Below are 22,366 nucleotides of genomic sequence, written 5' to 3' on the forward strand. Positions count from 1 at the left end.
ATGACTATGCTACGCTGGCTCTGCCTTGTATAAATACCAATCAAACTGCTGCAAAAACAAACTTGAAAGATCAACAGACCCTAGATTTTGCTGATCTTTAGCTCACCACTTTCATCAACTCCGCTTTAGTCTTGCCGATATCAAACTGCTCAACCATCTCTCGCAATTCATTGGCTTTACTCAACAATGACAGCCCCGATGCATTCGTCATCTCTACCAAAGTATTGTTTTGCTGCGTGATACCATCAATTTGCTTAATCGCTAGATTAATTTGCTCAATACCACTTGATTGTGTGTTGCAGGCCTCTGCGATAGTTTGCACTTGCGATGCAAGTCCATACACACTTTCCACGATGGTTTTTAGCGTCTCGCCGGATTCTGAGGCCAGCTTAGACCCTTGCTTCACTTTAATGTTACTGCTCCCCAGCAGCTCAGAAATGTCTTTTGAGGCGCTTGCACTGCGCAGCGCTAAATTTCTCACTTCTGAGGCAACGACCGCAAAACCTTTTCCTTTTTCTCCGGCTCTTGCAGCTTCAACAGAGGCGTTCAGCGCTAATAAGTTAGTTTGAAACGCAATAGAATCAATAACCTCAATGACGGTAAGTATTTCTTTAGCACTCTTACTAATTTCGGTCATTGCCTCAATCGTTGACTCAACTACCTTTCCACCTTGCTGTGCTTGCTGGTTCACTTCAATTGCCAATTGATTAGCCGATTGCGCATTACTGGCGTTTGAGTGCACGGTTTCGGTGATTTCACCAACTGATACCCGCGTTTCTTCAATAGATGCGGCTTGAGAAGAGGAGCGTTCACTTAACTCTTCGATGCCTGTGGTGATCTGCTGTACCGAAACTGTGATAGATTCAGCCATGGCTAATAGCTTTTGCATCATATTAGCTAAGTTGCCAACACTGGTATTCACCGATTGTTTCAACAGCGCAAAATCGCCCGCATAACTTTTTTCAACTTGGCGCGTTAAATTCCCCTGAGACAGCCCATCCATCACATTCATGCACTCCTTAAGAGGAGCTTCAATTGAGTCCAGCGTTTCATTCATGGCTGTGATTATGCTGGCGTATGCGCCATGATGTTTGCTAGCGTCAGCTCTATGATGCAAGTCTCCTTCGCTGGCCGCTTCAGCAAGCTTTTCGGCATCGGTTAGCATCAATTTAATCGCACCGACACAAGCAAAGAGGCTTCGATAGATGCTATCAAACTCTCCTTTATAACCATCATTCGTTAAGGCGGGTAATTCTCCTTTTGCGATACTTTCTAGATATCCACTAGTAAGGGCTACGGGTTTAGAGACCGCATCAAGCGTTTCATTAACACCACGAATGATTTTCCGAAATTCCCCCTGATGCTTGGCTTCATCTGCGCGAGTAGAGAGCTCCCCTTCTCCTGCGGCGGCAACTAAGCTGTAAGTATCTTCAATAAGTAACGATAGTGATGAGGTGGCGCGCTTTAAGGCCATATGAATTTGCGCAAATTCGCCCTTAAACTCACCGTTAATCTGCTCGGGAATTTCTCCTTTTGAAAGCGAAGTAAGATATTGTTTTGTTTGGCTAATAGGTTGCTCAACAGCATCAAGTAGTTTGTTAAGTCCGCTGGCTATTAATTTCATAGAGCCAACGTATCCCTCAAGGTTTATACGTTCACTTAGTTTGCCATCGGAAGCTGACTTAATGAGCTGTTCAACCTGTCGCTCTGCACGTCTTGTCTGGCTTAAATCCTTAAATTCAAATACCGTACCTAACACCCTATCATTTTGATCGGAAACTGGGTTGGCGGTTATTGCAATGATTATGTCACCTACGCACCACTCCCACTCTAACTGACGTACTAATTGACCCGCAGCCTGATTCAGTGCTTTAGAGCTGTGAAGTAAAGCTTCGGGAATTGGATGATTAATGACTTCAGTCGGCACACTTAACGCAGTGCGGTAACGATCAAATAAAGAATCACATTGTGCATTTACGTAGATCACTTGATTACTGTCATCACATAACAGCACGGGCGCGGCCACGTTATTTAGCGCATAACGGATCCGTAAGTTTTCTTTTGCTTGTAGCTCTAACTTTTGAGTCGCATCAAGTAAGCTAGTTTGCATTTGTCGTAAATTTGTCAGTAAGTTACCTATTTCATCGTCACTGTGTACAACGACTTTGTTGTCTAATCGACCACTCGCAATTGCCTTTGCCACATCAGATGCACGGCGGATTGGACGAGTGATTAAATGCTGCATATACCAAGTCAGTAATCCTAAAGTCACAAGCGCAACAATAAAGAGTCCTAGGGTACTGAAAAAGATAAGTTGGTTTTTTGTCGCGACAATTTCACTCGTTCTCGTGTCTACTAACGCGTTAATTTGCTCATTAATTTCAAGTAGATATACACTTGCTTGGCGGTCTATTCCACTCACTGAAGCATCAGCAAGGTCAATATCAAAGCCTGAGCTTTTGAATAGCTCCACCGCTTCACGATATTTTTGTCCTAAGATGAGGTGTTCCTTTTGATATTCACGTAACTTATTTTCTAGGGTAGTTGGTAACGCATAGGCTGAAACAATTGAACTGAGTTGCTTTTGTACCTCAGCTTCTTTGGTTTCAAATCTCGACCAATATTTATTTAGCTGAGCAGGCTCTCTTCCTCTAATGAGTACATTTTTCCACTCTTGTACTTGGGTTTTGAAATCATCGAGCACTATGTTTATTTGCTCGCGAGCAGCCAATTCATTGTCTATCATGCTGTCATACTGTTCCGCGACGCGTTTCATCACCAAAACAGTAATCATCGCACCGATGAGCATTACCACTAAACCCGCTGTTACCGCAGAAATAAGTTTTGCTTTAACACTTTTCATTCTGAGTATCCCTAATTATGAAAAGATTGTTACATAAAGATAGAACAGGAATAGTGGTGCCACAAATCAATGCACTATCATGGGTGAAAAGCCGTTATTGCACTTTGATTTACAATGTAAAACTTATGACATTCGTCATCATCACAGAGTCACAAATATCTGCTAGGATAGGTTCGCAAGAGAATAAAGGAATAATACCTGCGGAGCAGGTTTTTAGCGGAGTAAGTAGATGTCGGCGTTTTTTCGCTATCCGACGGCTTGGTTGGTAACAACTATTTTCACTTGGTTAGCCGTTGCAATACCAAGTTTAATTTATGCTCAGCAAAAAGCACAATGGCTGCCTTGGGTACAGCATATTGGTGTTTTGATCCTCGTACTTTTATGTATCAATGAATCCGAAAAATACTATGGCTACAAGGTTAGGTATTCAATGCTGTTTGTATTGGCGCTTTTGATCCAGTCAATTAACCTTACCTCCCCCGCTGCAATTCATCTCATTTACAACGTAAAACTCGTTGGGATCCTTGCTTTTTATGTTCCTTTAAGCTTTGCGCTTGGGTACATCCTAGTTACCTCTTGCTTGTATGTTGCGTCGCAATACTTTTTTTGGGGACATGGTTTTGAATATCTCAACGCGGTGTTATTTGCTTGTTTTCAGTTATTTGCGTACGTGGTCTGTAAAAGAATGCAAAAAGAACAAGAAGCCAAAGAAGCGCTACAACTCGCCCACAGTGAGCTATCTGCAACGCAGTCTCTGCTAAGCCAAAGTATTGCTAAACAAGAGCGACTTCAGTTAGCACGAGAATTACATGACGATGTTGGACATCAAATAACCAGCCTGATTGTAAATTTAGATGTCGCAAGACGAACTGCGGCTGCACCATTAGCCGAACTATTAGATAGCTGTTATTTGCAAGCTAAAGACACCCTAAAATGTATTCGCGATTTAGTCAGCGACAAGCGTAGCAACGAGCATATCGATCTCCATGATGCATTGCTGAGGCTCACTGAATCTATCCCTCGTCTTAACATTGAACTCGACTATGAACATCATCCGTTACTTGAGAAACTAAGTTATGCCAATTGCATCCTAAAATGCTGCCAAGAAGCCATCACCAATACCTTGAAGCACGCCAAGGCGGATAAAATGCAAGTACGAGTGTATTGTCAACAAGGACTAAAAGTACAAATAAGCGACAACGGCATTACCTTAAATAGTATTCGATTTGGAAATGGTCTGGCTGGTATGCAGGAACGGATCCAAGAACTCGGCGGCAGTCTTGATGTGTCAACTCATCAAGGCGTAACATTAACTATCCATTTTGGGACGACAAATGGCTAAAATATCAGTTTACCTAGTCGATGATCAGGCGCTTGTGCGCCAAGGTATGCAAGCACTGCTTTCGCTAAGTGGTGACATTATTTGTTCTGGAAGTTGTGGCAGCGGCAGTGAGTTCATCCAACAGGTTCAATTAAACCAAATTACAGCTGACATTGTACTTTTAGATATGCGAATGCCTGAGCTAGATGGTGTCGATGTGCTCACCGAGCTTTTGCCTTTGGCAATCAAGTTTAAAGTCATTATCCTCACTACCTTCAATGATACTGCAAAGCTAAAGTTAGCCCTAGAGCTTGGTGCTAAAGGCTGTCTTCTTAAGGACGTGGACTTAGAAGAGCTAATTGATGCCGTTCGACAAGTCCATCAAGGTGAGCTCATCATCCAAGACGAGCTTGCTGAGACCTTACTAAAACCTGACCCCACTTTAGATAAGCTCACCACACGAGAAAAGGATATTTTAAAACTAATCGCGAAAGGATATTCCAATAAGGAAATCGCCAATACTTTATATAAAGCGGAAGGTACCATCCGTAACTCGGTTTCTTGTTTGCTCGCAAAACTACAAGTACGAGACAGAACACAAGCAACACTAAAAGCTAAAGCGCTCGGCTTCGGGGATTGATATTGCTACACTGCCATATCGCCATTTGCGGAGCCGTTTTTGAACAACCCAAATTTACCACTAGTTTATCACGCTAATTACTCATTCAATTTTGATCCAAAGCACCGCTTCGTGATGAGTAAATTTGCGCGTCTTTACCATGAAGTAGACGCATTAGGGCTCATTCACAACAATGTTTATAGCCCTGAAGCCGGCGACCCATCGCCACTTGAAAGCGTGCACTGCGAGCAATATATTTGGGACTTATGGCGTGATCAACTCAACGCTAAAATGATGCGCCGTATCGGTCTGCCTTGGTCGGAGCAGCTTATGGCACGTACTTTTACTGCACCTCTTGGAACGCTAAAAACTGCAGAGCTTGCGCTTAAACATGGTATTGCATGCCATTTAGCCGGAGGCACGCACCACGCACACTATGATTTTGGCTCTGGTTTTTGCATGGTAAACGATCTCGCCTTTACGGCCACACATCTGCTCGAAAATAATCAAATCACCAATGCCCTCATTTTTGACTTGGATGTTCATCAAGGCGACGGCACTGCCGCTATGCTAAAGCACAACCCGTATGTTTATACCTGCTCGATCCACTGCGAGAAAAACTTTCCGTTTCGTAAACATGCTAGCGATTTAGATATTGGCTTAGAAGTAGGGATCAGTGACACACACTACCTAGAAATTGTCGCACATACGCTTGAGTCATTATTGGTTGATCTAAATCCAGATATTGTGCTGTACGACGCTGGTGTCGATGTTTGGCAAGGTGATAACTTAGGTAAATTGGATATCTCATGGCTTGGCATTGCGAAACGAGATGCACTGGTGCTGACCTTATGCCAAAAGCATGGTGTCCCTGTCGCGACCGTAATTGGTGGCGGATACGATAAAGATCACCAAAGATTAGCAAAGCGCCACGCGATTGTAGTGCAACAAGCTGCAAAACTTTAAAAAAATGATGATCTTTTTATTTTGCTCATTCGTTTATCATTATGAAGGGTTTGATTGGTGTAACACCTTTAGTTAATTTCCCCTTCACCATGGCACTGATTAGGCGCACCGTGTGGTGCGCTTTTCTTCTTACTTTCCTAAAAAAACACATTCATCAATATTTAAAGAACATTTAATTTACACGAATAGCTCACCCTGCTAATGTACCCACTTCGCTAACTAAAACAAGGAATTAGTATGAAAACCAAACTTGCGATTATCGCTTCATTATTCGCTGCGAACTCAGCTTACGCTACTGTGGAGTTGTACTCAGGTGCAAATAACTGTGCTTTAGACAGTAAACTGGAAGCTGCTGCTTTCACTAAACATGCGAATGCGGTTGGTAACTTAGAGGCGTTAACACAAAAACACAGCGAACAAGCGGGCGCCACGGAAAATGGCTACTTTATTTTCAATCCTGCCTACTTAAGAACAGAGCGTTACTTCAACTGTAGCGTGCCGCTAAATGCCAATATTGGCCAATTTACGCTAACCGTTCATGGAACAACTAAAGGACTAACTGGTACTAATGCCTTTTGTTTGGTTTCAAAGATTCGTAAAGTGAGCGACGGCGGTATAGATAAATGGTTCAAGTTTAGAGAGACAGGTAAAGGTTTCTATTGGACTGATATATCTGATCCAAACGTAGCAGAAGAGCAATTTGTTAGCCATACCACCACTTTAGATAATAACTACGAAAGTGGCGCTGTTTTGGACCTCAAGTGCAGAACAACGTGGGATAAAGGCAGCGTGGCAGTTGGTCAAATTGAGCTTAGCTACTAATATTGATTAGTGCCCTGACACTCTGGGCAATCTTTCCCTAAGGATTGCCTATTATGGTCCAACAAATTCTTGATTGTGCTTCGCCAGCGCACGCCTAATTCTCTCTATTAACATAGGTTGTGTATCCTTGCTAAATGCCATACATCCACGCTGCTGACTTGCCTTAGTGACTTCTAAAAGCGGTGTAACTTCTTCATCGTTAAGTCCAGCAGCTTTAAGCTCCTCACTCATGATGTATTCCGTTGACATTACAAGGTCTATCCGCCCTTTGAAAAAGAGTTTGTAAAAGCTTTTGGAATCGGCGGCAACAACCAAATGATCTCCTTGAGTAAACCCGTGTTGAATCAAAAAATCATAATAAATATTGCCTTTTACTACTGCAGAAGTGTATTGCTTGGCATCTTCCAATGAAGCAACTTGAATATCTTTGCGCGTTTTAAGTTTGAAGAAATACACGCCCACAGGGCGGATCAAAGGACATGCCCATTCGTAGTCAGCTTCACGCTCTGCGGTACGATAAATAGAGTAAATCATTGTATTTGGGCGCTCTTTGGCAATTTTCATTGCCCGTACCCAAGGGTAAACTTTTATCTCGTAGTCAATCTCAGCAGCAGCAAGCACTTCCCTTACCTTTTTTGTTGCTCTCCCAACAACCTCACCTTTGTCATTGGTGAAGTTGTACGGCTTCCATTCTTCAGTTACCACCAGTAGCTCTTTTGCAGAGGCACTCAAACTCGTTAAAGAGAGTATAATCAGGCTATAAATCGCTAATTTCATTACATAAGCCAATATTTCTTCCCCGCTTTTTGCAATTCCACCTTAACTCATGCACCATATTAAAAATATAAAGTTTCAAGAACATCAATATGAAAAGCATAGTACTATTTATCCTTCTCGTCGCTTGTAGTTTTACTAGCATGGCGAATGAACAAGCAACGTCAAAAAAGCCGACAGAAAACCAACAACAACAGGCCTTGTCGCAATTACAAGAGCCCATGTATAGGCCCTTAATTGAACGTTATATTCTTGATGAATTAAGAGCTGTCAGAGAAGACCAAATGCGCTTAAGAGCTGATATAGAGAAGAAAATCAGCCACTCTCAGCTAGATACAGCAGATCGCGCAATTACCTACACCACAGATACCATCAATAATGTGCTCTTTTTGATCACAGCAGCTGCGTCTATCTTAGTTGTCGTTGGTTGGACTTCTTTTAGAGATATTAAGAGTAAAGTTGAAGATATCGTTAGTCTGCGCGTTGGCACGATCACCGACGAATATGAAAAGCGCCTTCAGGTTATTGAAGAGAAATTACGCGAACGTTCTGAAGAAATCCTCAATAACCAGAAGAAAATCTCTATAACGAATGAAGTACACTCTCTGTGGATGCGGGCAAATCTTGAGAGTGACATGAATTCTAAAATTGAAATTTACGATGAGATCCTAAATCGCAAACCGGAAGATGTCGAGGCGATTGCCTACAAAGCCGATGCGTTATTAGAGCTTGGTCAAACCAACACTGCAATTGCTTTGTGTAATCAAGCATTAGAAATCGACAGTGACTATGGCTATGCCTATTGGCAGCGCGCGTGTGCTTACTCCATGCTATATAAGCATGCAGATGCGATGGCCGACATCCGTATGGCTTTGGAATATGCGCCTAACTTAAAGAACGAGTTACAACACGAGCCAGCGTTTGCAAGCCTTGCAGATAACCAGAGCTTTAACGAGCTGGTGAATAGTTAAGTTGTTTTAGCAGCTCGATTTGTAATTGCGTAATCACATCGAGCTGCTTCTTAGAGATAATTAACGGATTTTCAATTTGATGGATTGCAGCCCCTTGCAAATTAAAGTGTTTTTTCAGCTCAACCATCATATTACTGTCATAGAAAAGCGCAGCCAAAGAGCCGTCTTCAAATGCTTGTGTTAAGCCATACTCAAGGCGTTTATGCAGTTTAATATCCTCTTTGCGGACATAGAAGTAAACCATTGAAGGGTAGAGTAACAGGTTCTTCTCACCATAAGTCACTTGCTTGCTATCGAACGCCCTGAGCTCAGGTACGACTTCAATGACACCTCTTGGAAAAATCTTACCGGCACTATTTGCAAGCACTCTGTAAACAGCCAACCCATCAACATATTTTTCTACCTTAAAACCCGCTTTTTCAAAAATCTGAACGTCAGGCCAATCCTGCCCCAAGACAACGTTGAACTGTTGTAGCTCAGCTAATGATAAATGCACATTCAGCTTGCCGCTGTCGGCCACGTTCATTGCCAGTGCCCTTATACCAAAACTGCCAAACGCGATAGGAATGGCCACCGGCTTTGCCTGAGTGTCTCTAGCGGCTGTTGAGACCGTCCAGAATACATCGACATTGTGCTTTAGCAATTCCTTAAACTGTCGTGACTGGTTGATTGGTAAATCAATCGGCTCTATCCAGTACTCGCCATATTGCTCTCGTGACTTATCTAAAGCTAAGCGCAAGACTGACAAAAAATATTGATTCTGCGGCGTGCCATTTTCTTCTGCTGCGTCCACGACCCTAATGACCTTTGGCTCTGCAGAAACAGTATTCGCGGTTACCAGCAATAATAAGCATAAGAGATACATAACACGAGCCTGCATAGGATCACCAATATTGCTCAACGGTGATATGCCCGGGCTTGGCTCGCCTATGGCGTTCGTACCCCATACTCTGCAACTGAGCACTTAGCTCTTTCACCATTTCGGGGTTACCACAAAGCATAAAATGACTATTATCCGGAAACTGCTTATAGCCTAGGTAGGTTAATAATTGCTTGTTTTCGATCAGTTCAGTGACACGGCCTTGGCAACCGTTTTCAGGCTGTTCCCGTGTAACAAGTGGCACATAAGTAAAGCCCTCTCTTTGTTGTTGCAACTGCTCAAGCTCTTCACGGTAACACAAATCTGCATTTAGGCGCACACCATGAATAAGGATCACCTGTTTAACCCTCTGCCACACGTCACCTTCTCTGAGCATAGACAAAAATGGGCCAACCGCCGTACCTGTACTTATCATCCAAAGCGTATCGCAAGGTGGTAGTTCATCTAGTATAAAAAAACCGTTTGCTTGGTAAGCTACATTGAGCTCATCACCGACTTGTAGCTGATGTAAAGGCACTGAAAGGTTGCCATCGGGCACTTCAACTAACAAGACTTCATGAATTGGTTCTGACGGCGCGTTTACAAAAGAATATGCTCGCGCGATGCGCTTTTCCCCTTGTTGCAAACTCAATTTAGTATATTGACCAGCCTTAAACGGTGCGATATCCACTTTAAATCTGATACTGAATAATGTGGGCGTCCAATGTGTGATTTCGACGATTTCTCCTTTTACCCATTGCGACATTATTTCTCCAAAACTCACTAGCCGTATTTATTTAACGATAACATAACCATGGCAAAAAAATTGGCTTTGTCAAAGTTTCGGGCACCAGGTTTTTCCTAATTCAACAGGAAGCGGATCCCTGAGGATGATCTGTGAAGTGACTTTCGGCAGCGACAGATTAAACTTATCGATGTGCGCATTCACCATGGACGCATATCCTGCATTTGCAGCGCCAAGCGAGTAGGCTTTCATTGTTGTCGACACGGTTACGACTTGTTTGTTTTGCTCTAGCTGTTGTACCAGCTCCCGCAACCAACCAAGGTAATGCTGATTATCTTCTATTAGGGCAGGTTCCTCAGCAATATTAGCAAGCGCTTTGTGATAGCTGGAGAAGTCAGAGTTGAGTACGTATATCCCAAGACTATTGATTGACACTTGTTTCACGGCTCTATAGTTGTCATCTTTTGCGTAATGGGTCGCCGCGTTAATAAAATAGCTAAGTGCTTCATCAACCTCTCCTTTTGCAAAGGTTGCATTACCAAGTGCAGTTAACAGCCCTGCTTGCATAAAATTTGGCAACCGTTCTTGATCCACACTTTTTAAAAGGTTATATCCGACAGCTGGCTGACCAATCCGAGTATAGGCAATTGCTATATTCACTTTTAATGCAGACTTGTGCTGGGAGCTGACTGAAGCATTCATAGCACATCGATAATGCCAAATCGCTTGCTCATTTTGATTACGACGACGATAGCCTACACCTATATTAGTCAGAATTTTCGCCTTATCTTGGTCCGCAAAAATCTTGAAGGGTGGTGCTTTAAGCGTATCTAGTGCCTTAATAAAAATGGCGTTATTGAATGTGCTGGCACTTGCTCTAATTGCTTGATAATGAAGTTGATATAAATCTTGAACCGGAAGATCTTCCTGAGCAATCGCGTTTTGGTATACCTTAAGCGCTTCACCAGGCGAATTTTTGACCAACAACTCGAATTCATCTAAGTCAACTTCAGCATTCGCCATCAACGCTAAAAAGCCTATAACAAGAATCGTCATCACCCAACACCAGCACTTTACTATTAGAAAAACTCTACCACCTTTATGCAGTTTAAACTAGTCAAGGTTATTTAAGACGGGGCCAGATCAAAAAAAAAGCCGCTTCAAGCGGCTTTTTTGGGTGTGATTCGCGTTGTTTTAGGCGTGTCTCCAAAACTCTGCGATTACGTTACCAAGGAACTTTTTTAAATTGTATTAAATTGACTCTAGCGCTATTTTAACCATTTCATTGAACGTGCTTTGACGCTCTTCTGGCGGCGTTGCTTCACCAGTAATAACATGGTCACTTACTGTGAATAGTGCCATCGCTTTGGCGCCATATTCAGCCGCTACGCCATATAAACCAGCTGTTTCCATATCAACAGCCATGACGCCTAGCTTGTCTAATTCTTTATAAAATTCACCATCGGCTTGATAGAAAGTATCTGTAGTGAAAACATTACCAACTTTTGCTTCAATACCTAAACGGCGAGCAGCGTTTACGCCATTTTCTAACAAACCAAAATCAGCAATTGCAGCGAAGTCATAGCCACGTACACGAGCACGATTCACATTTGAGTCTGTGCTCGCGCCTTGCGCAAAGATCACATCGCGGATCTTGATGTCTTGACTAATACCACCACATGTACCGATGCGGATCAGGTTCTTAACACCAAAGCTAACAATAAGCTCACGAGCGTAGATTGACATAGATGGAATACCCATGCCTGAACCCATGATGCTCACTGGCTTACCATTGTAAGTACCAGTAAAACCAAACATGTTGCGAACGTCAGTTACCTGACGAGCATCTTCCAAAAAGTTTTCAGCAATGTATTTTGCTCTTAGTGGATCGCCCGGCATTAATACCGTTTCTGCAAAATCACCTGGCTTTGCGCTAATGTGTGGAGTGCTCATATTGTTTCCTTTAGTTAGGCTTTTATCTCGGCCTTAAAGCCTTCACCGTACTGCGTTGCATCTAAATCAAACCACTGGGCAAGCGTTTGACCTATGTCAGCAAAACTTTGTCTCTCTCCTAACGGAGTATTGTTCATACCCGGTGTATATGCCAATACGGGCACGTACTCTCGCGTATGATCTGTACCTTCTGCGGTTGGGTCACAACCGTGGTCGGCAGTCACTAAAAGCAAATCGCCAGCTTTTAGTTTGGCAATAATTTCCGGTAAAAATGCGTCAAATTCAGCAAGTGCTTCTGCATATCCCACTGCATTTCTGCGGTGACCAAACTTTTCGTCGAAGTCGACTAAGTTGGTGAAGATAAGGCTGTGGTCTGGCGCTGTCTCCATCACTTCGCTTGTCTTTGCTAGCAGATTCAAAAGACCAGGCGCTTTGTGCTTTTGCGTGATCCCTTGATGCGCATAAATATCTGCAATTTTACCAATACTAATTACTTCGCCACCGTCATTGGCTAGCTTATCTAGCACAGTCGGCGAAGGTGGTAATACCGAATAGTCTCGGCGATTACCTGTACGAATAAAGTCGGCACTTGAAGTGCCTATAAATGGCCGCGCAATCACTCGTCCTATATTCATTTCATCAAGCAGTGCCCGTGCGATTTCACATACTTGATAAAGCTTGTCAAGTCCGAACGATTGTTCATGAGCGGCTATTTGAAAGACGCTATCAACTGAGGTGTAACAAATCGGCTTACCGCTTTGCACGTGTTCTTCACCCAGCTGTTCTAAAATCGTTGTGCCCGATGCGTAACAGTTACCCAAAATGCCAGGGATGTCTGCACGTTTGCACAATTCATCTATAAATTCTTGTGGGAAACATGGGTTAGTATTTGGGAAGTAACCCCACTCAAACAATACTGGCACCCCTGCCATTTCCCAGTGGCCAGACGGTGTGTCTTTACCACTCGATAATTCTTTTGCATATCCCCAAGCAGCACTTGGTTCTATGGTTTGCGCCACAGCGCAAGTTTCTTTACCTGCAGCTTCACACGCTGCAATGAGGCCTAGTTTAGAAAGATTAGGTAAGTCTAACGCTTGTCCTTTTTCTTCTTTATACGCCTGCAATAAATGAGCGAGAGTATTAGCGCCTACGTCACCAAACTTTTCTGCGTCCGGTGCTGCGCCAATGCCTAGGCTATCCGCCATTAAAATGATTGCTCTTGCCATAGATACCTCTCTATACTGCTCAGGCTGTTATTTATTCTTAAATACATGGTTACCTTAAGCGTTGGTTACTTTATGTTTGGTTAAAAAAATCGTACAGGACATAAGTCCGCTGTCATAAAATAGTCACAAAATTCACGAAAAGCTGCGATCTTGCTAATTTAGCTCTGTCGCCCTTAAGCGGACATAAGTCCTGTTTTGAGTCCGCCAAACCCGTTAAATTTGCTCATTAAGCGAGGCAAAAGAGATTAATCGTGTCTTTTTTGCTATTGTGATCTTCCAACATAAACAACTGCTGGGTGTGAACTTTAGTGACACGAACTATTATAGCCATAGCTGGCGCATCTGCGTCTGGTAAGTCTCTTTTTAGTCAAACGATCTACAACGAATTAGTGAATGAGCTTGCCTCAGGCACTATCGCGGTAATCGAAGAGGACGCCTATTATAAAGATCAATCGCATTTACCTATAGAGCATCGTACTCAAACGAATTATGATCATCCTGATGCGTTTGAACACGAGTTGTTACGCGAGCATTTAACTAAGCTTCGCCTAGGTGAATCCGTAGAGGTTCCTACCTACGATTACGGACAGCATACACGTAGTGATAAAACCCGAATAGTAAACCCTGCTAAGATACTAATCGTTGAGGGTATATTACTACTGAGCGATCCTGCATTAAGTGAAGAGTTTGATATCAAGGTGTTCATTGATACACCTTTGGATATTTGTTTGCTGCGTCGCATGCAAAGAGATATAGAGCACAGAGGAAGAAGTCTGTCATCTGTGGTAGAACAATATCAGGCGACGGTAAGACCGATGTTTTATCAGTTTATCGAGCCATCCAAGCATAATGCCGACTTGGTTGTGACCCGTGGCGGTATGAATCGCGTTGCGATTGATATTATTAAAAGTAAAATAAAATATTTGCTACAAGAATAACGGGAAATTGGCATGACAACAATTATGAGCTTAGTGGGCATGATGATGCTCCTAGGCGTAGCATTTGCGTGTTCAACAAATCGCAGTGCTATTAATAAGCGTACCGTAGGCGTTGCATTTTTATTGCAAGTCCTTATTGGTGGCTTTGTACTCTTTATTGAAGCGGGCAAAAATGTATTAGCTTCAATGTCTAGCGCGGTTGCCAAAGTGATTAGCTATGCTAATGACGGTATCGGTTTCTTGTTCGGGCCATTAGCCAAACAAGACTCGCTAGGGTTTATCTTTGCGATTCAGGTATTACCAGTGATCGTGTTCTTCTCAGCACTCGTTGCTGTGTTGTATCACCTTGGTATCATGAACTGGATCATTAAAATTTTAGGTGGTGGCTTGCAAAAGCTGCTGCAAACGTCACGGCCAGAGTCGCTTTCAGCTACGGCAAATATTTTTGTCGGCCAAACGGAAGCCCCTTTGATCGTAAAACCGTTTATTCCAAAAATGACGCAATCAGAGTTGTTTGCAGTTATGGTGGGCGGTTTGGCGACGGTAGCAGGCTCTGTTATGGCGGGCTATGTGGCGATTGGTGTTGAGCTTAAATATCTCATTGCCGCGAGCTTTATGGCAGCTCCTGGTGGTTTCTTAATGGCAAAAATGATTGTGCCAGAAACCGAGAAGCCACACGAAAACCTATCTGATGTAGATAGTGGTGATGATAAACCAGTAAACGTAATTGATGCGGCAGCATCTGGTGCTTCAAGCGGTATGCACTTAGCACTGAACGTAGGTGCGATGCTACTTGCGTTTGTGGCACTTATTGCGCTACTAAACGGTTTACTAGGCAGTATTGGTGGAATTTTTGATTACCCAACACTGACGCTACAAGAAATTTTAGGCTACGTCTTTGCCCCTGTTGCTTGGCTACTTGGGGTACCTTGGTCGGAAGCCGTGACGGCAGGTAGTTTTATCGGCCAAAAATTGGTGGTTAACGAGTTTGTTGCCTACCTAGATTATATGAATTATCGCGATACGTTGAGCACACACACTCAGGCGATTGTCACATTTGCTTTATGTGGATTTGCTAACTTATCGTCGATTGCCATCTTACTAGGCGGACTTGGTGGTATGGCCCCAAGTCGTAGAAAGGATATCGCTCGCCTAGGGCTCAGAGCAGTGTTAGCAGGGTCTATGGCTAACCTCATGAGTGCAGCAATTGCAGGTTTCTTCCTCTCGCTAGCTTAGAAACTTATTGAGATAAGCCGCAGTTGCAAAACAATTGGTTGGTTGCTTTAAGGGGTTAAAGTGACCACACTAACTTGAACGATACTTCACCAAAGGGCCTTTTAGGCCCTTTTATCGTTTCTGAGAAACGCTTTTTTGACAGCACCGTGTTTGAGGGGCCGTCACTTCTCACCTACAGCTCCTTCATCGCTTTTGGTGGAAATATCTTTTCTTGTAACCCAGTTACTAGGCTGACTCCAAGCAAGACTAAAATACTGCCAAGGATTGTGTTAGCACCGATTTGCTCTTGCAAAAAGAGATGCCCCCATAAAATCCCAAACACTGGAATTAAAAAGGTAACGGATAAAGCAGACGCAGCGCCAAGATCCTCGACTAGTTTAAAATAGAGAATATAGGCAACGCCCGTGCATAATATGCCAAGTCCAACTACTGCACTTATCACTGTAGAGTCAGGCGTTTCTCTCATTGGCATAAACCAAATAAAAGGCAATACCAATAGGGCAGAGCCCCATAAGTTACCATGGGCATGATTAAATGCGCTCATTTTTGGTGCCGTTTTGGTGTAATGAGAGGCCACTGCATAGCTCAGAGTCGCACACAGCGTTGCAATAATAGGTAACCATGCACCTTCGTTCAATACGGTGCTATCCAACCCAACTAGCGTGATAACACCTGCAATCCCAAATCCACAACCTAGCCACACCGACTTTTGAGTCGGCACTTTTAGCCAAAACACACTGATTAACACACCCCAAAATGGCGCGGTTGAATTTAAAATTGAGAGCATAGAAGCATCAAGCGTTTGCACTGCATAAGCAAATAACATAAAAGGTAACGCTGAGTTAAACAGTCCGAGGATTAAAAAGTGCTTTTTGTACTGCCAAAAATGTAAATTGCGCTTTAATACTAAAGCAACCGCGGCGAGCGTTAGCGCACCAAATAAGACTCTAAATTCAATGAGTACAGCAGGACCAAGGACACCGGCAGCCACCTTCATAAATAAAAATGAGCCACCCCAAATTGCGGCAAGTAACACTAAACCAAGAAACCCTTTCACTACATACTCCAAGGTTAATATTAATGAAGCTTTACCTTACGCCGATATATAAATACAGCACAAGCCATTTTTGGTACTGTCATTAGGAAGTGTTTAACTTTCTTTGAGAAAGAGGGAAAGGCTAAAACTTAAGGTATGGAATGAGACTCGCTTTTTACACAATGATAGTCGCTTTGCTTATCCTCACAGGATGTAGCAAAAGGCAAACTCTAGAGCCAACAGAGCAAATACAATTGACTCAGTTGCCGGTTAGTCTCGCCCAACTTTCTAGTGACGCGGCGCTAACCTTACTACTCATTGACGATCATTTACTACAAGTATGGGATAACCAAAGCCAACAGCTGATTAAAGAAATTGAAGGAAGTAAATACCAACTTACATTTCATGACGCTTTAATAGCGCCGAGCAAGCGCAGTATTCTGAGTATTTCGGACACCCAACTCAACATCTGGCAATTGCACTCAAACGAAGTTGTCAGTTATCTATTACCTGAACTTGACTCGTTCATTCGCGTTACCAAGGCTCTGTGGTCCAGTGACGAGCAGTTTATCGCCCTTGGCTACAATGACGGCAGCATACTACTTTTGAGTTTAGATGAGCAAATCATCACCAGAATAAACCTTCATGAAAGTAGCATTACACATTTGATTTTTAACCGGAGTTTAACCTCGCTCTACTCGGCCTCTTTAGATGGTCACGCTAAAAAGTTTGAGTTAACTAGTAAAGAAGTCACTGTAGATTATGAGCTGCCTCATCGTATTACCAGTTTAGCATTATCACAAAATGAACATTGGCTGTTCGTATCTGACGCCCTGCAAGACCAGAAATTCATTGATACGCGCACAGGTCAAGCAGTGTTATCTCTATCATATCCTCAGCGCTTCAAGTTTTTTCGAAGTGCACAGTTCGTCGCTAACGACAAGTTTCTGCTAACCACCTCTTCCAAGGGATATATTTCGCTATGGGAATTAACGTCGGGAAAAGAAATTGTCAGTTGGCCAATAGCACAACTGAATCTGGGCAGCACCGTTTATGATGTACACATCTCCGATAGTAATGTGCTTACGACGATAAGTTCAGATGGGGTATTGGAAAAGTGGGCCTTAACACCTATATTGTTTGATTATTAAATATTTGGCTAGACAAAGTTACTCTTGCCTAGCCATTAATACTACTGTTTTAGCTGTGCTTTTGCAGCCTCAACCTTTTCAAAATCAAGACCTAATTCGTTAACTGCTTCTTTGATTAATGCAGGATTTTGCATTACCAAGCCCATCAACTGTTGAAGCTTTTCGGGTGGAATTCCTAGTTGCTGAATAGTCGCCATCGCCATCATTGGATTTTCAGTCAGCTGGGTAAATACCGCTTGGATCTGTTCATCCGAAATATTGTGCTCTTTAAGTAATGCAATGATTGGGTTCATCTTGTTTCCTAACTATTTTTTACTAATCGTGCGGCGTAAAAACCGTCAAATTCTGAATTTACTCCTGGCAGTAAACGTAGTGAGTCTTCTAACTGCCAATTGGGGTTATTTGCCAAAAAGCGTTCAACCTGCTGCTCATTTTCAGAAGGAAGAATGGAGCAAGTTGCATACACCAGTTTGCCGCCCACCTTACACATTTGACTGTAACGCGCCAGAACATCGGTTTGCAAAGCAATAAGTGTGTCTAAATTTTGCGAATTCAAGTGCCACTTTGCATCTGGATTCCGCTTTAATACACCAAGACCAGAGCAAGGCACATCCAATAGCACGCGATCAAACTTCTCTTTTTGGCGCTTAATGGTTTTATTGTTTTGAATAACACGCGTTTCAGCTACATGCACACCAGCACGTTTCGCTCGTTGTTTCAGCGTTTCAAGCTTATGTTCATGGATGTCCATAGACAACAAGCGACCTTTATTCTCTATTAGCGCCGCTATATGTAAGCTCTTGCCACCAGCGCCTGCACAGGCATCAACCACTTTATGGCCAGGCTGTATTTCTAAAAAAGGCACTATTTGCTGAGAACCGGCATCTTGCATTTCAAACCAACCCGCCTGAAACGCTTGAGAGCGAAACAGATGGCTATTGGACTCTACTTTTAGCGCGACATGAGAATCAAGCGCAATCTGTGAAACCTTGATCCCTTCTTTTGCTAAAGACTCTGTTACTGTCGCAATATCGCTTTTTAGGCTATTGACTCGCAAATATTGTTGAGCACTTTGATTTAGCGCGGATGCAACCGCAGGCCACTGCTCACCCAGTTGCTCATTCGCAACCTCGTTTAACCAATCTGGTAAAGATAAGCGAACAGCTTGAGGCGCCTGCTCAATTAAGCTTTGCAGCTTTTCCAGATTATAACGCTCGGTATCCACCCACTCTGGAAGCGGCTGCGCTGTAACAACTTGGCAAGTTAACCAGTAGCCAAAGCCATCTAGCGGCATTTCTTCATGCTCAAGTAGGTAAGCCAGTAAACGTTTAAAGCGGAAGATATGGTAATAATTGCTCACCACATACTGCCTTTCATCAAGGTTCCACTGAGGGTTGTTCTGTAGTAATTGAGTTAATGCTTTATCGGCATGAAGAGAAGTATCTAGCACATGTTCAATGCACTCAGACAGAGTTTGGACTAACGAACGAGTTACAGACACGATATGGTCTCGATTATTGCTAAAACACTATTTTAGCGCGCATACCAAGGGGCTTCAATTGGAGTTTATGATATTAGCAGAAATTAAGGTAAAGAATCGAAGTACACAACAATATGCGACTTCGATTCATTTTTACATTATTACAGTGAGTCATTTATCGGCTTAAATATCCAATACGGTTGAGCTCATCAGCCCGATGACGTAAAGGGTCCTGAATACGGCACATCCCCTGCCCTTGTTCAATAAACTTAGCGAGCGTCTCGTTTCCTTGATAGCCACCAGAATCATTACAAGAGTCTGGTAGTAGTCTTGTTTTTAACACCTGAGGGTCAAAGGTGCTCACACCCGTTTCAGTAGCAAGCTTTACCTGCTCATTTATCGCGTATGATGTTGCAACTGGAGTTGTCCAAGAGGAGCCATACAAGGCTTGCTCTACACCATAGCGCATACCAAGCACATCGGGTTCCATTTTAGGCGTACTATTTTTTGCCGTGCTGTCGTATGGGTCATAACCGACATTAATATACAAATCGATGCTCTCATTACCGACAAAACTGTCTGGCTGTTCTACATAAACCTGTTGCCACTCAGATTTTCCAAATGGCTGAATTGTCGTGTTTTTTGCTGAAGTCGAATACTGATAAACCCGAACTCGATTGCTAAATTGCATGAGATCTAAGTCATCATTGCTTGCAACCGCATCAATATTACCAGCATGAAATGCAAGTGCTCTGGGTGAGCTAAATATTGCCTCATAAACAGGCTTCAAAGCATATAAAAATTCAGTAGCTTTTGCGTTATTCAGCTCTCCCGAACACGCATTTTGCTCCCATGCGATATACACATCTTGTAACGTAAAGCCGCCCGAATAGTTAATAAATTCAACTTCGTTCGCTTCAATAATATCAGCCGTTAACGAGCTTGCTGCACTTGTCATGAAACGAGAAAATTCACTGACATCTTGCGCACAGAGCGCGTTTTTATGCTGAATAAAAGGTGAGAAAGACTCAGTATCAATAGCAACAAACTCTGCCTCAGGGTTATGCTGAGCAAGATAACCAAATACCTTAGTGCCATGACTGTTAAAATTGCGCTTCGTGACTCTATCTGCTTTATCAGCAGGCACTACAGCCCTATATTTAATAGCGAGATCAGATAACCACGCGGCGGGTAGAAATGCAGGCTGCGGAGAGTCAAATTTTTCATTCGTAAAGGTAAACTGATTGACCTCTGTTAAAAGTTTAACTCCCAGCTTTGAAAGGTTTACCTCTGGGTTATCCGCGATAAAAGTTTTGGATTGAGGGTCATATTTAAACGCAGCTTTGACTCGAGATCGGTATCTAAGCGCCGTATGAAAGTCCATCCCATAATCTAAAACTAGCAATGTTTGCGATGACTTTGTCCGAGATTGGTCAAACACTCCATCATTAAACTTTACATTAACAATATCGCACATTCCATGGGTCGCTGTCGTATCTGTACAGTTTATGCCTTGCGAGGTTATAACTTCAATTGCATCTGCGACGTACTGTTTGCCCTGCTGTTCAATTGCGTCCATAAACACACTGGGATCGGGCTCAACTATAACAGGATCTGGCGGCGGTTTAATTGGATCCGGTATAGGATCATTTAAATCACTTCCTCCACCGCAACCAGAAATAAATAACAAAGACGAAACGGCAAATAAAGTACCTGTTATTTTAACCATAAAACCTATCCTTAGAATGGTGCTCGATACATTATATTTTGCCTACCAAGCAAAATATTCAAACACAACAAATTAACAAAAAATTTTTTTAGAGACTATATCATGGATTGTCAAACAGGCACCATAAAGTAACAAATTAGTACAAAGTCCTAATGTGTTACTAGTTTAGATACTTTTGACGATTCAACTCATCAATGCGATGCTTCAATGGATCTTGAATTCTACATACTCCTTCACCATCACGAATAAATTGAGATAGCTTAAAGTTGATGAAGTAACCACCATTGTCAAAACACTGATTTGGTAACAAAGTCTGCTTTAATAGCGCGGGATCAAACCAAGTTATTTGCCTATCAAGCTCAAGTTGAGTTTGTGTCGCAATCGCATAGGAAGTGGCGATCGGCGTAGCCCAAGAGGACGATGGAAACTCCCAATCGGCACCGTAGCGCATTCCATAAACATCAGAGGCCATCTTCGGCGTGCTATTCTGTTCCCAGAAGTCGCTTCTTCCATAGCCAAAATTTACAAATAGATCGATATACTTGTCACCATTAAACTCAGAAGTATGATCTACAAAAACCTGTTGCCAATTTAAATCGCCTGTAGCCGTTATATTAGTGTCCACCGGACCGGTGGTATAGGACATCACGCGTACCCGGTTAGGGTATTCAGTTACATCTAAAGGATTCTCACTGCTACTAGCACCAATCGCACCGGCATGAAGGCCTAGTACTCCGTGGGTATTAAACAGTACATCATAAATAGGCTTGATACTCTTAACAAATTCGGTAGCGGTACTATTGCTCAGTTGGCCATTACATGAGCTAGAAGACCACGCATTACGGACATCGGTTCTTTCAAAACCGCCGGAATAGTTTATATACTCAACACCATGCTGCTCAATAACATCGGCTCGTAAGGAATTAGCAGCCCTTTGCATTTTGCTATGTAACGCTTCGATATTGCGGCTGCAAAGTGCATCTTTATGATTGATAAATGGAGAAAAGCTCTCAGTATCAACAATGACAAACTCGGCATCGGGATTGTGTTGTGCTAAGTAACCAAAAACCTTAGTTCCGTGACTAAAGTGCGGCTTTCCAGTTATATGATCGTATTTATCGTGTTTCGCTATCGAAACATATTTAGCCGCTAACTCCCCAAGCCAAGCCGCAGGCAAAAAGCCACTTTCGGTATACCCTGTCTCGCCATTGAGATAAGTAAATCCGTCAAGCTCAGTTAACAACTTTTTCCCTAACTTTGAGATAGTCACCGATGGATTATCAGCCACAAAAGACTGGTTCTGATGATCATATTTATACGTCGCGATGACTCGGCTTCGATAACGCAATACCGTTTGCAAATCCATACCGTAATCTAATACCAATACAGTCTGCTGTGATTTAGTCCTTTGCGGATCATAATTACCGTCGTTAAAATGAACAGTGACAGAATCACACATCGGGTGAGATTGTTCGGCCAGATCACAGACAATATTTTGCTCCGTCATCCAGTTAATTGAATCTGAAATATATTGCTGAGCAAATGGTTTAACAGGGTGCATACTGGCATGACTTGACACTACATATAAAGCACTCAATAAAAAAACAGCTTTTGTGGAGTTACCCATTACAAAGTCCTTCTTTTAAATCTCTTGATTTTGATGATGTAAGTTAAAAC

The 22,366-nt window shown here is 42.7% G+C and carries 20 protein-coding genes; 8 read left to right on the top strand and 12 right to left on the bottom strand.

Going from position 1 to position 22,366, the window contains the following annotated elements; genetic code table 11:
• Positions 1 to 97 precede the first annotated feature (97 nt).
• Positions 98 to 2,863: a methyl-accepting chemotaxis protein gene (locus tag NO992_RS22435; RefSeq protein WP_371380581.1), complete on the bottom strand. Its 2,766-nt coding sequence runs from the start codon at positions 2,861 to 2,863 to the stop codon at positions 98 to 100.
• 229 nt (positions 2,864 to 3,092) lie between these two features.
• Here NO992_RS22435 and NO992_RS22440 point away from each other — a divergent pair, with 229 nt between their 5' ends.
• The 4 genes from NO992_RS22440 (at position 3,093) to NO992_RS22455 (ending at position 6,591) form a co-directional block, all read left to right on the top strand.
• Positions 3,093 to 4,205, top strand: a complete 1,113-nt coding sequence (locus NO992_RS22440) for a sensor histidine kinase (protein WP_371380583.1) — start codon at positions 3,093 to 3,095, stop codon at positions 4,203 to 4,205.
• Positions 4,198 to 4,824, top strand: coding sequence for a response regulator transcription factor (locus NO992_RS22445; RefSeq protein ID WP_130165838.1), 627 nt, complete (start codon positions 4,198 to 4,200; stop codon positions 4,822 to 4,824). The genes NO992_RS22440 and NO992_RS22445 overlap by 8 nt, the downstream gene beginning before the upstream one ends.
• A gap of 39 nt (positions 4,825 to 4,863) precedes the next feature.
• Positions 4,864 to 5,769, top strand: coding sequence for a histone deacetylase (locus tag NO992_RS22450; protein ID WP_253107163.1), 906 nt, complete (start codon positions 4,864 to 4,866; stop codon positions 5,767 to 5,769).
• A 237-nt stretch (positions 5,770 to 6,006) separates the two neighbouring features.
• Positions 6,007 to 6,591, top strand: coding sequence for a hypothetical protein (locus NO992_RS22455; RefSeq protein WP_039496524.1), 585 nt, complete (start codon positions 6,007 to 6,009; stop codon positions 6,589 to 6,591).
• Between the two features lie 51 nt (positions 6,592 to 6,642).
• Here the strand turns inward: NO992_RS22455 and NO992_RS22460 are convergent, their stop codons facing one another.
• Positions 6,643 to 7,368, bottom strand: a complete 726-nt coding sequence (locus tag NO992_RS22460) for a substrate-binding periplasmic protein (RefSeq protein WP_371380586.1) — start codon at positions 7,366 to 7,368, stop codon at positions 6,643 to 6,645.
• A gap of 140 nt (positions 7,369 to 7,508) precedes the next feature.
• Between NO992_RS22460 and NO992_RS22465 the strand changes: the two genes are divergently transcribed.
• Positions 7,509 to 8,336, top strand: a complete 828-nt coding sequence (locus NO992_RS22465; RefSeq protein WP_021032582.1) for a tetratricopeptide repeat protein — start codon at positions 7,509 to 7,511, stop codon at positions 8,334 to 8,336.
• Here the strand turns inward: NO992_RS22465 and NO992_RS22470 are convergent.
• The 5 genes from NO992_RS22470 to NO992_RS22490 all read right to left on the bottom strand — a co-directional run bounded on the left by NO992_RS22470 (position 8,314) and on the right by NO992_RS22490 (position 13,119).
• A complete protein-coding gene (locus tag NO992_RS22470; RefSeq protein ID WP_371380588.1) occupies positions 8,314 to 9,216 on the bottom strand; it encodes a hypothetical protein in 903 nt (300 codons plus the stop codon). The two genes, NO992_RS22465 and NO992_RS22470, sit on opposite strands and share 23 nt — an antisense overlap.
• Before the next feature lie 4 nt (positions 9,217 to 9,220).
• Positions 9,221 to 9,961, bottom strand: a complete 741-nt coding sequence (locus tag NO992_RS22475; protein ID WP_371380590.1) for a ferredoxin--NADP reductase — start codon at positions 9,959 to 9,961, stop codon at positions 9,221 to 9,223.
• A gap of 69 nt (positions 9,962 to 10,030) precedes the next feature.
• On the bottom strand, positions 10,031 to 10,996 hold the full coding sequence (locus NO992_RS22480; RefSeq protein ID WP_371380592.1) for a hypothetical protein: 966 nt from the start codon (positions 10,994 to 10,996) through the stop codon (positions 10,031 to 10,033).
• A gap of 195 nt (positions 10,997 to 11,191) precedes the next feature.
• A complete protein-coding gene (gene deoD, locus NO992_RS22485; protein ID WP_010369942.1) occupies positions 11,192 to 11,893 on the bottom strand; it encodes a purine-nucleoside phosphorylase in 702 nt (233 codons plus the stop codon).
• A gap of 14 nt (positions 11,894 to 11,907) precedes the next feature.
• Positions 11,908 to 13,119, bottom strand: a complete 1,212-nt coding sequence (locus tag NO992_RS22490; RefSeq protein WP_010369944.1) for a phosphopentomutase — start codon at positions 13,117 to 13,119, stop codon at positions 11,908 to 11,910.
• A gap of 308 nt (positions 13,120 to 13,427) precedes the next feature.
• Here NO992_RS22490 and udk point away from each other — a divergent pair, with 308 nt between their 5' ends.
• Positions 13,428 to 14,057 carry a uridine kinase gene (gene udk / locus NO992_RS22495; RefSeq protein WP_010603723.1) on the top strand — a complete coding sequence of 210 codons (630 nt, stop codon included), beginning with the start codon at positions 13,428 to 13,430 and terminating at the stop codon, positions 14,055 to 14,057.
• Between the two features lie 12 nt (positions 14,058 to 14,069).
• On the top strand, positions 14,070 to 15,293 hold the full coding sequence (locus NO992_RS22500; protein ID WP_010369948.1) for a NupC/NupG family nucleoside CNT transporter: 1,224 nt from the start codon (positions 14,070 to 14,072) through the stop codon (positions 15,291 to 15,293).
• 172 nt (positions 15,294 to 15,465) lie between these two features.
• Here NO992_RS22500 and NO992_RS22505 read toward each other — a convergent pair whose 3' ends face one another.
• Positions 15,466 to 16,350 (bottom strand): DMT family transporter, encoded by an 885-nt coding sequence (locus NO992_RS22505; RefSeq protein WP_371380596.1) that lies wholly within the window; start codon positions 16,348 to 16,350, stop codon positions 15,466 to 15,468.
• Positions 16,351 to 16,490: 140 nt separating this feature from the next.
• Between NO992_RS22505 and NO992_RS22510 the strand changes: the two genes are divergently transcribed.
• Positions 16,491 to 17,480: a WD40 repeat domain-containing protein gene (locus NO992_RS22510; protein ID WP_371380598.1), complete on the top strand. Its 990-nt coding sequence runs from the start codon at positions 16,491 to 16,493 to the stop codon at positions 17,478 to 17,480.
• 41 nt (positions 17,481 to 17,521) lie between these two features.
• Here NO992_RS22510 and NO992_RS22515 read toward each other — a convergent pair whose 3' ends face one another.
• From NO992_RS22515 to NO992_RS22530, 4 genes are all read right to left on the bottom strand, one after another.
• Positions 17,522 to 17,773 (bottom strand): DUF2999 family protein, encoded by a 252-nt coding sequence (locus NO992_RS22515; protein ID WP_010369956.1) that lies wholly within the window; start codon positions 17,771 to 17,773, stop codon positions 17,522 to 17,524.
• Between the two features lie 8 nt (positions 17,774 to 17,781).
• Positions 17,782 to 18,981: an RsmB/NOP family class I SAM-dependent RNA methyltransferase gene (locus tag NO992_RS22520; RefSeq protein WP_371380600.1), complete on the bottom strand. Its 1,200-nt coding sequence runs from the start codon at positions 18,979 to 18,981 to the stop codon at positions 17,782 to 17,784.
• A gap of 154 nt (positions 18,982 to 19,135) precedes the next feature.
• On the bottom strand, positions 19,136 to 20,689 hold the full coding sequence (locus NO992_RS22525) for a hypothetical protein (RefSeq protein ID WP_371380602.1): 1,554 nt from the start codon (positions 20,687 to 20,689) through the stop codon (positions 19,136 to 19,138).
• Between the two features lie 160 nt (positions 20,690 to 20,849).
• Entirely contained in the window at positions 20,850 to 22,316 is a 1,467-nt protein-coding gene (locus NO992_RS22530; RefSeq protein ID WP_371380604.1) for a hypothetical protein, read from the bottom strand.
• Between the last annotated feature and the right edge of the window lie 50 nt (positions 22,317 to 22,366).

This window comes from Pseudoalteromonas sp. DY56-GL79 (assembly GCF_041414765.1).
Classification (GTDB): domain Bacteria; phylum Pseudomonadota; class Gammaproteobacteria; order Enterobacterales; family Alteromonadaceae; genus Pseudoalteromonas; species Pseudoalteromonas piscicida.

Bases quoted from the DNA above. Each gene is read 5' to 3' on its own strand.
- NO992_RS22435 (WP_371380581.1), bottom strand. From the start codon at position 2,863: ATGAAAAGTGTTAAAGCAAAACTTATTTCTGCGGTAACAGCGGGTTTA.
- NO992_RS22445 (WP_130165838.1), top strand. From the start codon at position 4,198: ATGGCTAAAATATCAGTTTACCTAGTCGATGATCAGGCGCTTGTGCGC.
- NO992_RS22440 (WP_371380583.1), top strand. From the start codon at position 3,093: ATGTCGGCGTTTTTTCGCTATCCGACGGCTTGGTTGGTAACAACTATT.
- NO992_RS22510 (WP_371380598.1), top strand. From the start codon at position 16,491: ATGAGACTCGCTTTTTACACAATGATAGTCGCTTTGCTTATCCTCACA.
- NO992_RS22455 (WP_039496524.1), top strand. From the start codon at position 6,007: ATGAAAACCAAACTTGCGATTATCGCTTCATTATTCGCTGCGAACTCA.
- NO992_RS22480 (WP_371380592.1), bottom strand. From the start codon at position 10,996: ATGACGATTCTTGTTATAGGCTTTTTAGCGTTGATGGCGAATGCTGAA.
- NO992_RS22465 (WP_021032582.1), top strand. From the start codon at position 7,509: ATGGCGAATGAACAAGCAACGTCAAAAAAGCCGACAGAAAACCAACAA.
- NO992_RS22515 (WP_010369956.1), bottom strand. From the start codon at position 17,773: ATGAACCCAATCATTGCATTACTTAAAGAGCACAATATTTCGGATGAA.
- NO992_RS22525 (WP_371380602.1), bottom strand. From the start codon at position 20,689: ATGGTTAAAATAACAGGTACTTTATTTGCCGTTTCGTCTTTGTTATTT.
- deoD (WP_010369942.1), bottom strand. From the start codon at position 11,893: ATGAGCACTCCACACATTAGCGCAAAGCCAGGTGATTTTGCAGAAACG.
- NO992_RS22470 (WP_371380588.1), bottom strand. From the start codon at position 9,216: ATGCAGGCTCGTGTTATGTATCTCTTATGCTTATTATTGCTGGTAACC.
- NO992_RS22475 (WP_371380590.1), bottom strand. From the start codon at position 9,961: ATGTCGCAATGGGTAAAAGGAGAAATCGTCGAAATCACACATTGGACG.
- NO992_RS22460 (WP_371380586.1), bottom strand. From the start codon at position 7,368: ATGAAATTAGCGATTTATAGCCTGATTATACTCTCTTTAACGAGTTTG.
- NO992_RS22530 (WP_371380604.1), bottom strand. From the start codon at position 22,316: ATGGGTAACTCCACAAAAGCTGTTTTTTTATTGAGTGCTTTATATGTA.
- NO992_RS22490 (WP_010369944.1), bottom strand. From the start codon at position 13,119: ATGGCAAGAGCAATCATTTTAATGGCGGATAGCCTAGGCATTGGCGCA.
- NO992_RS22500 (WP_010369948.1), top strand. From the start codon at position 14,070: ATGACAACAATTATGAGCTTAGTGGGCATGATGATGCTCCTAGGCGTA.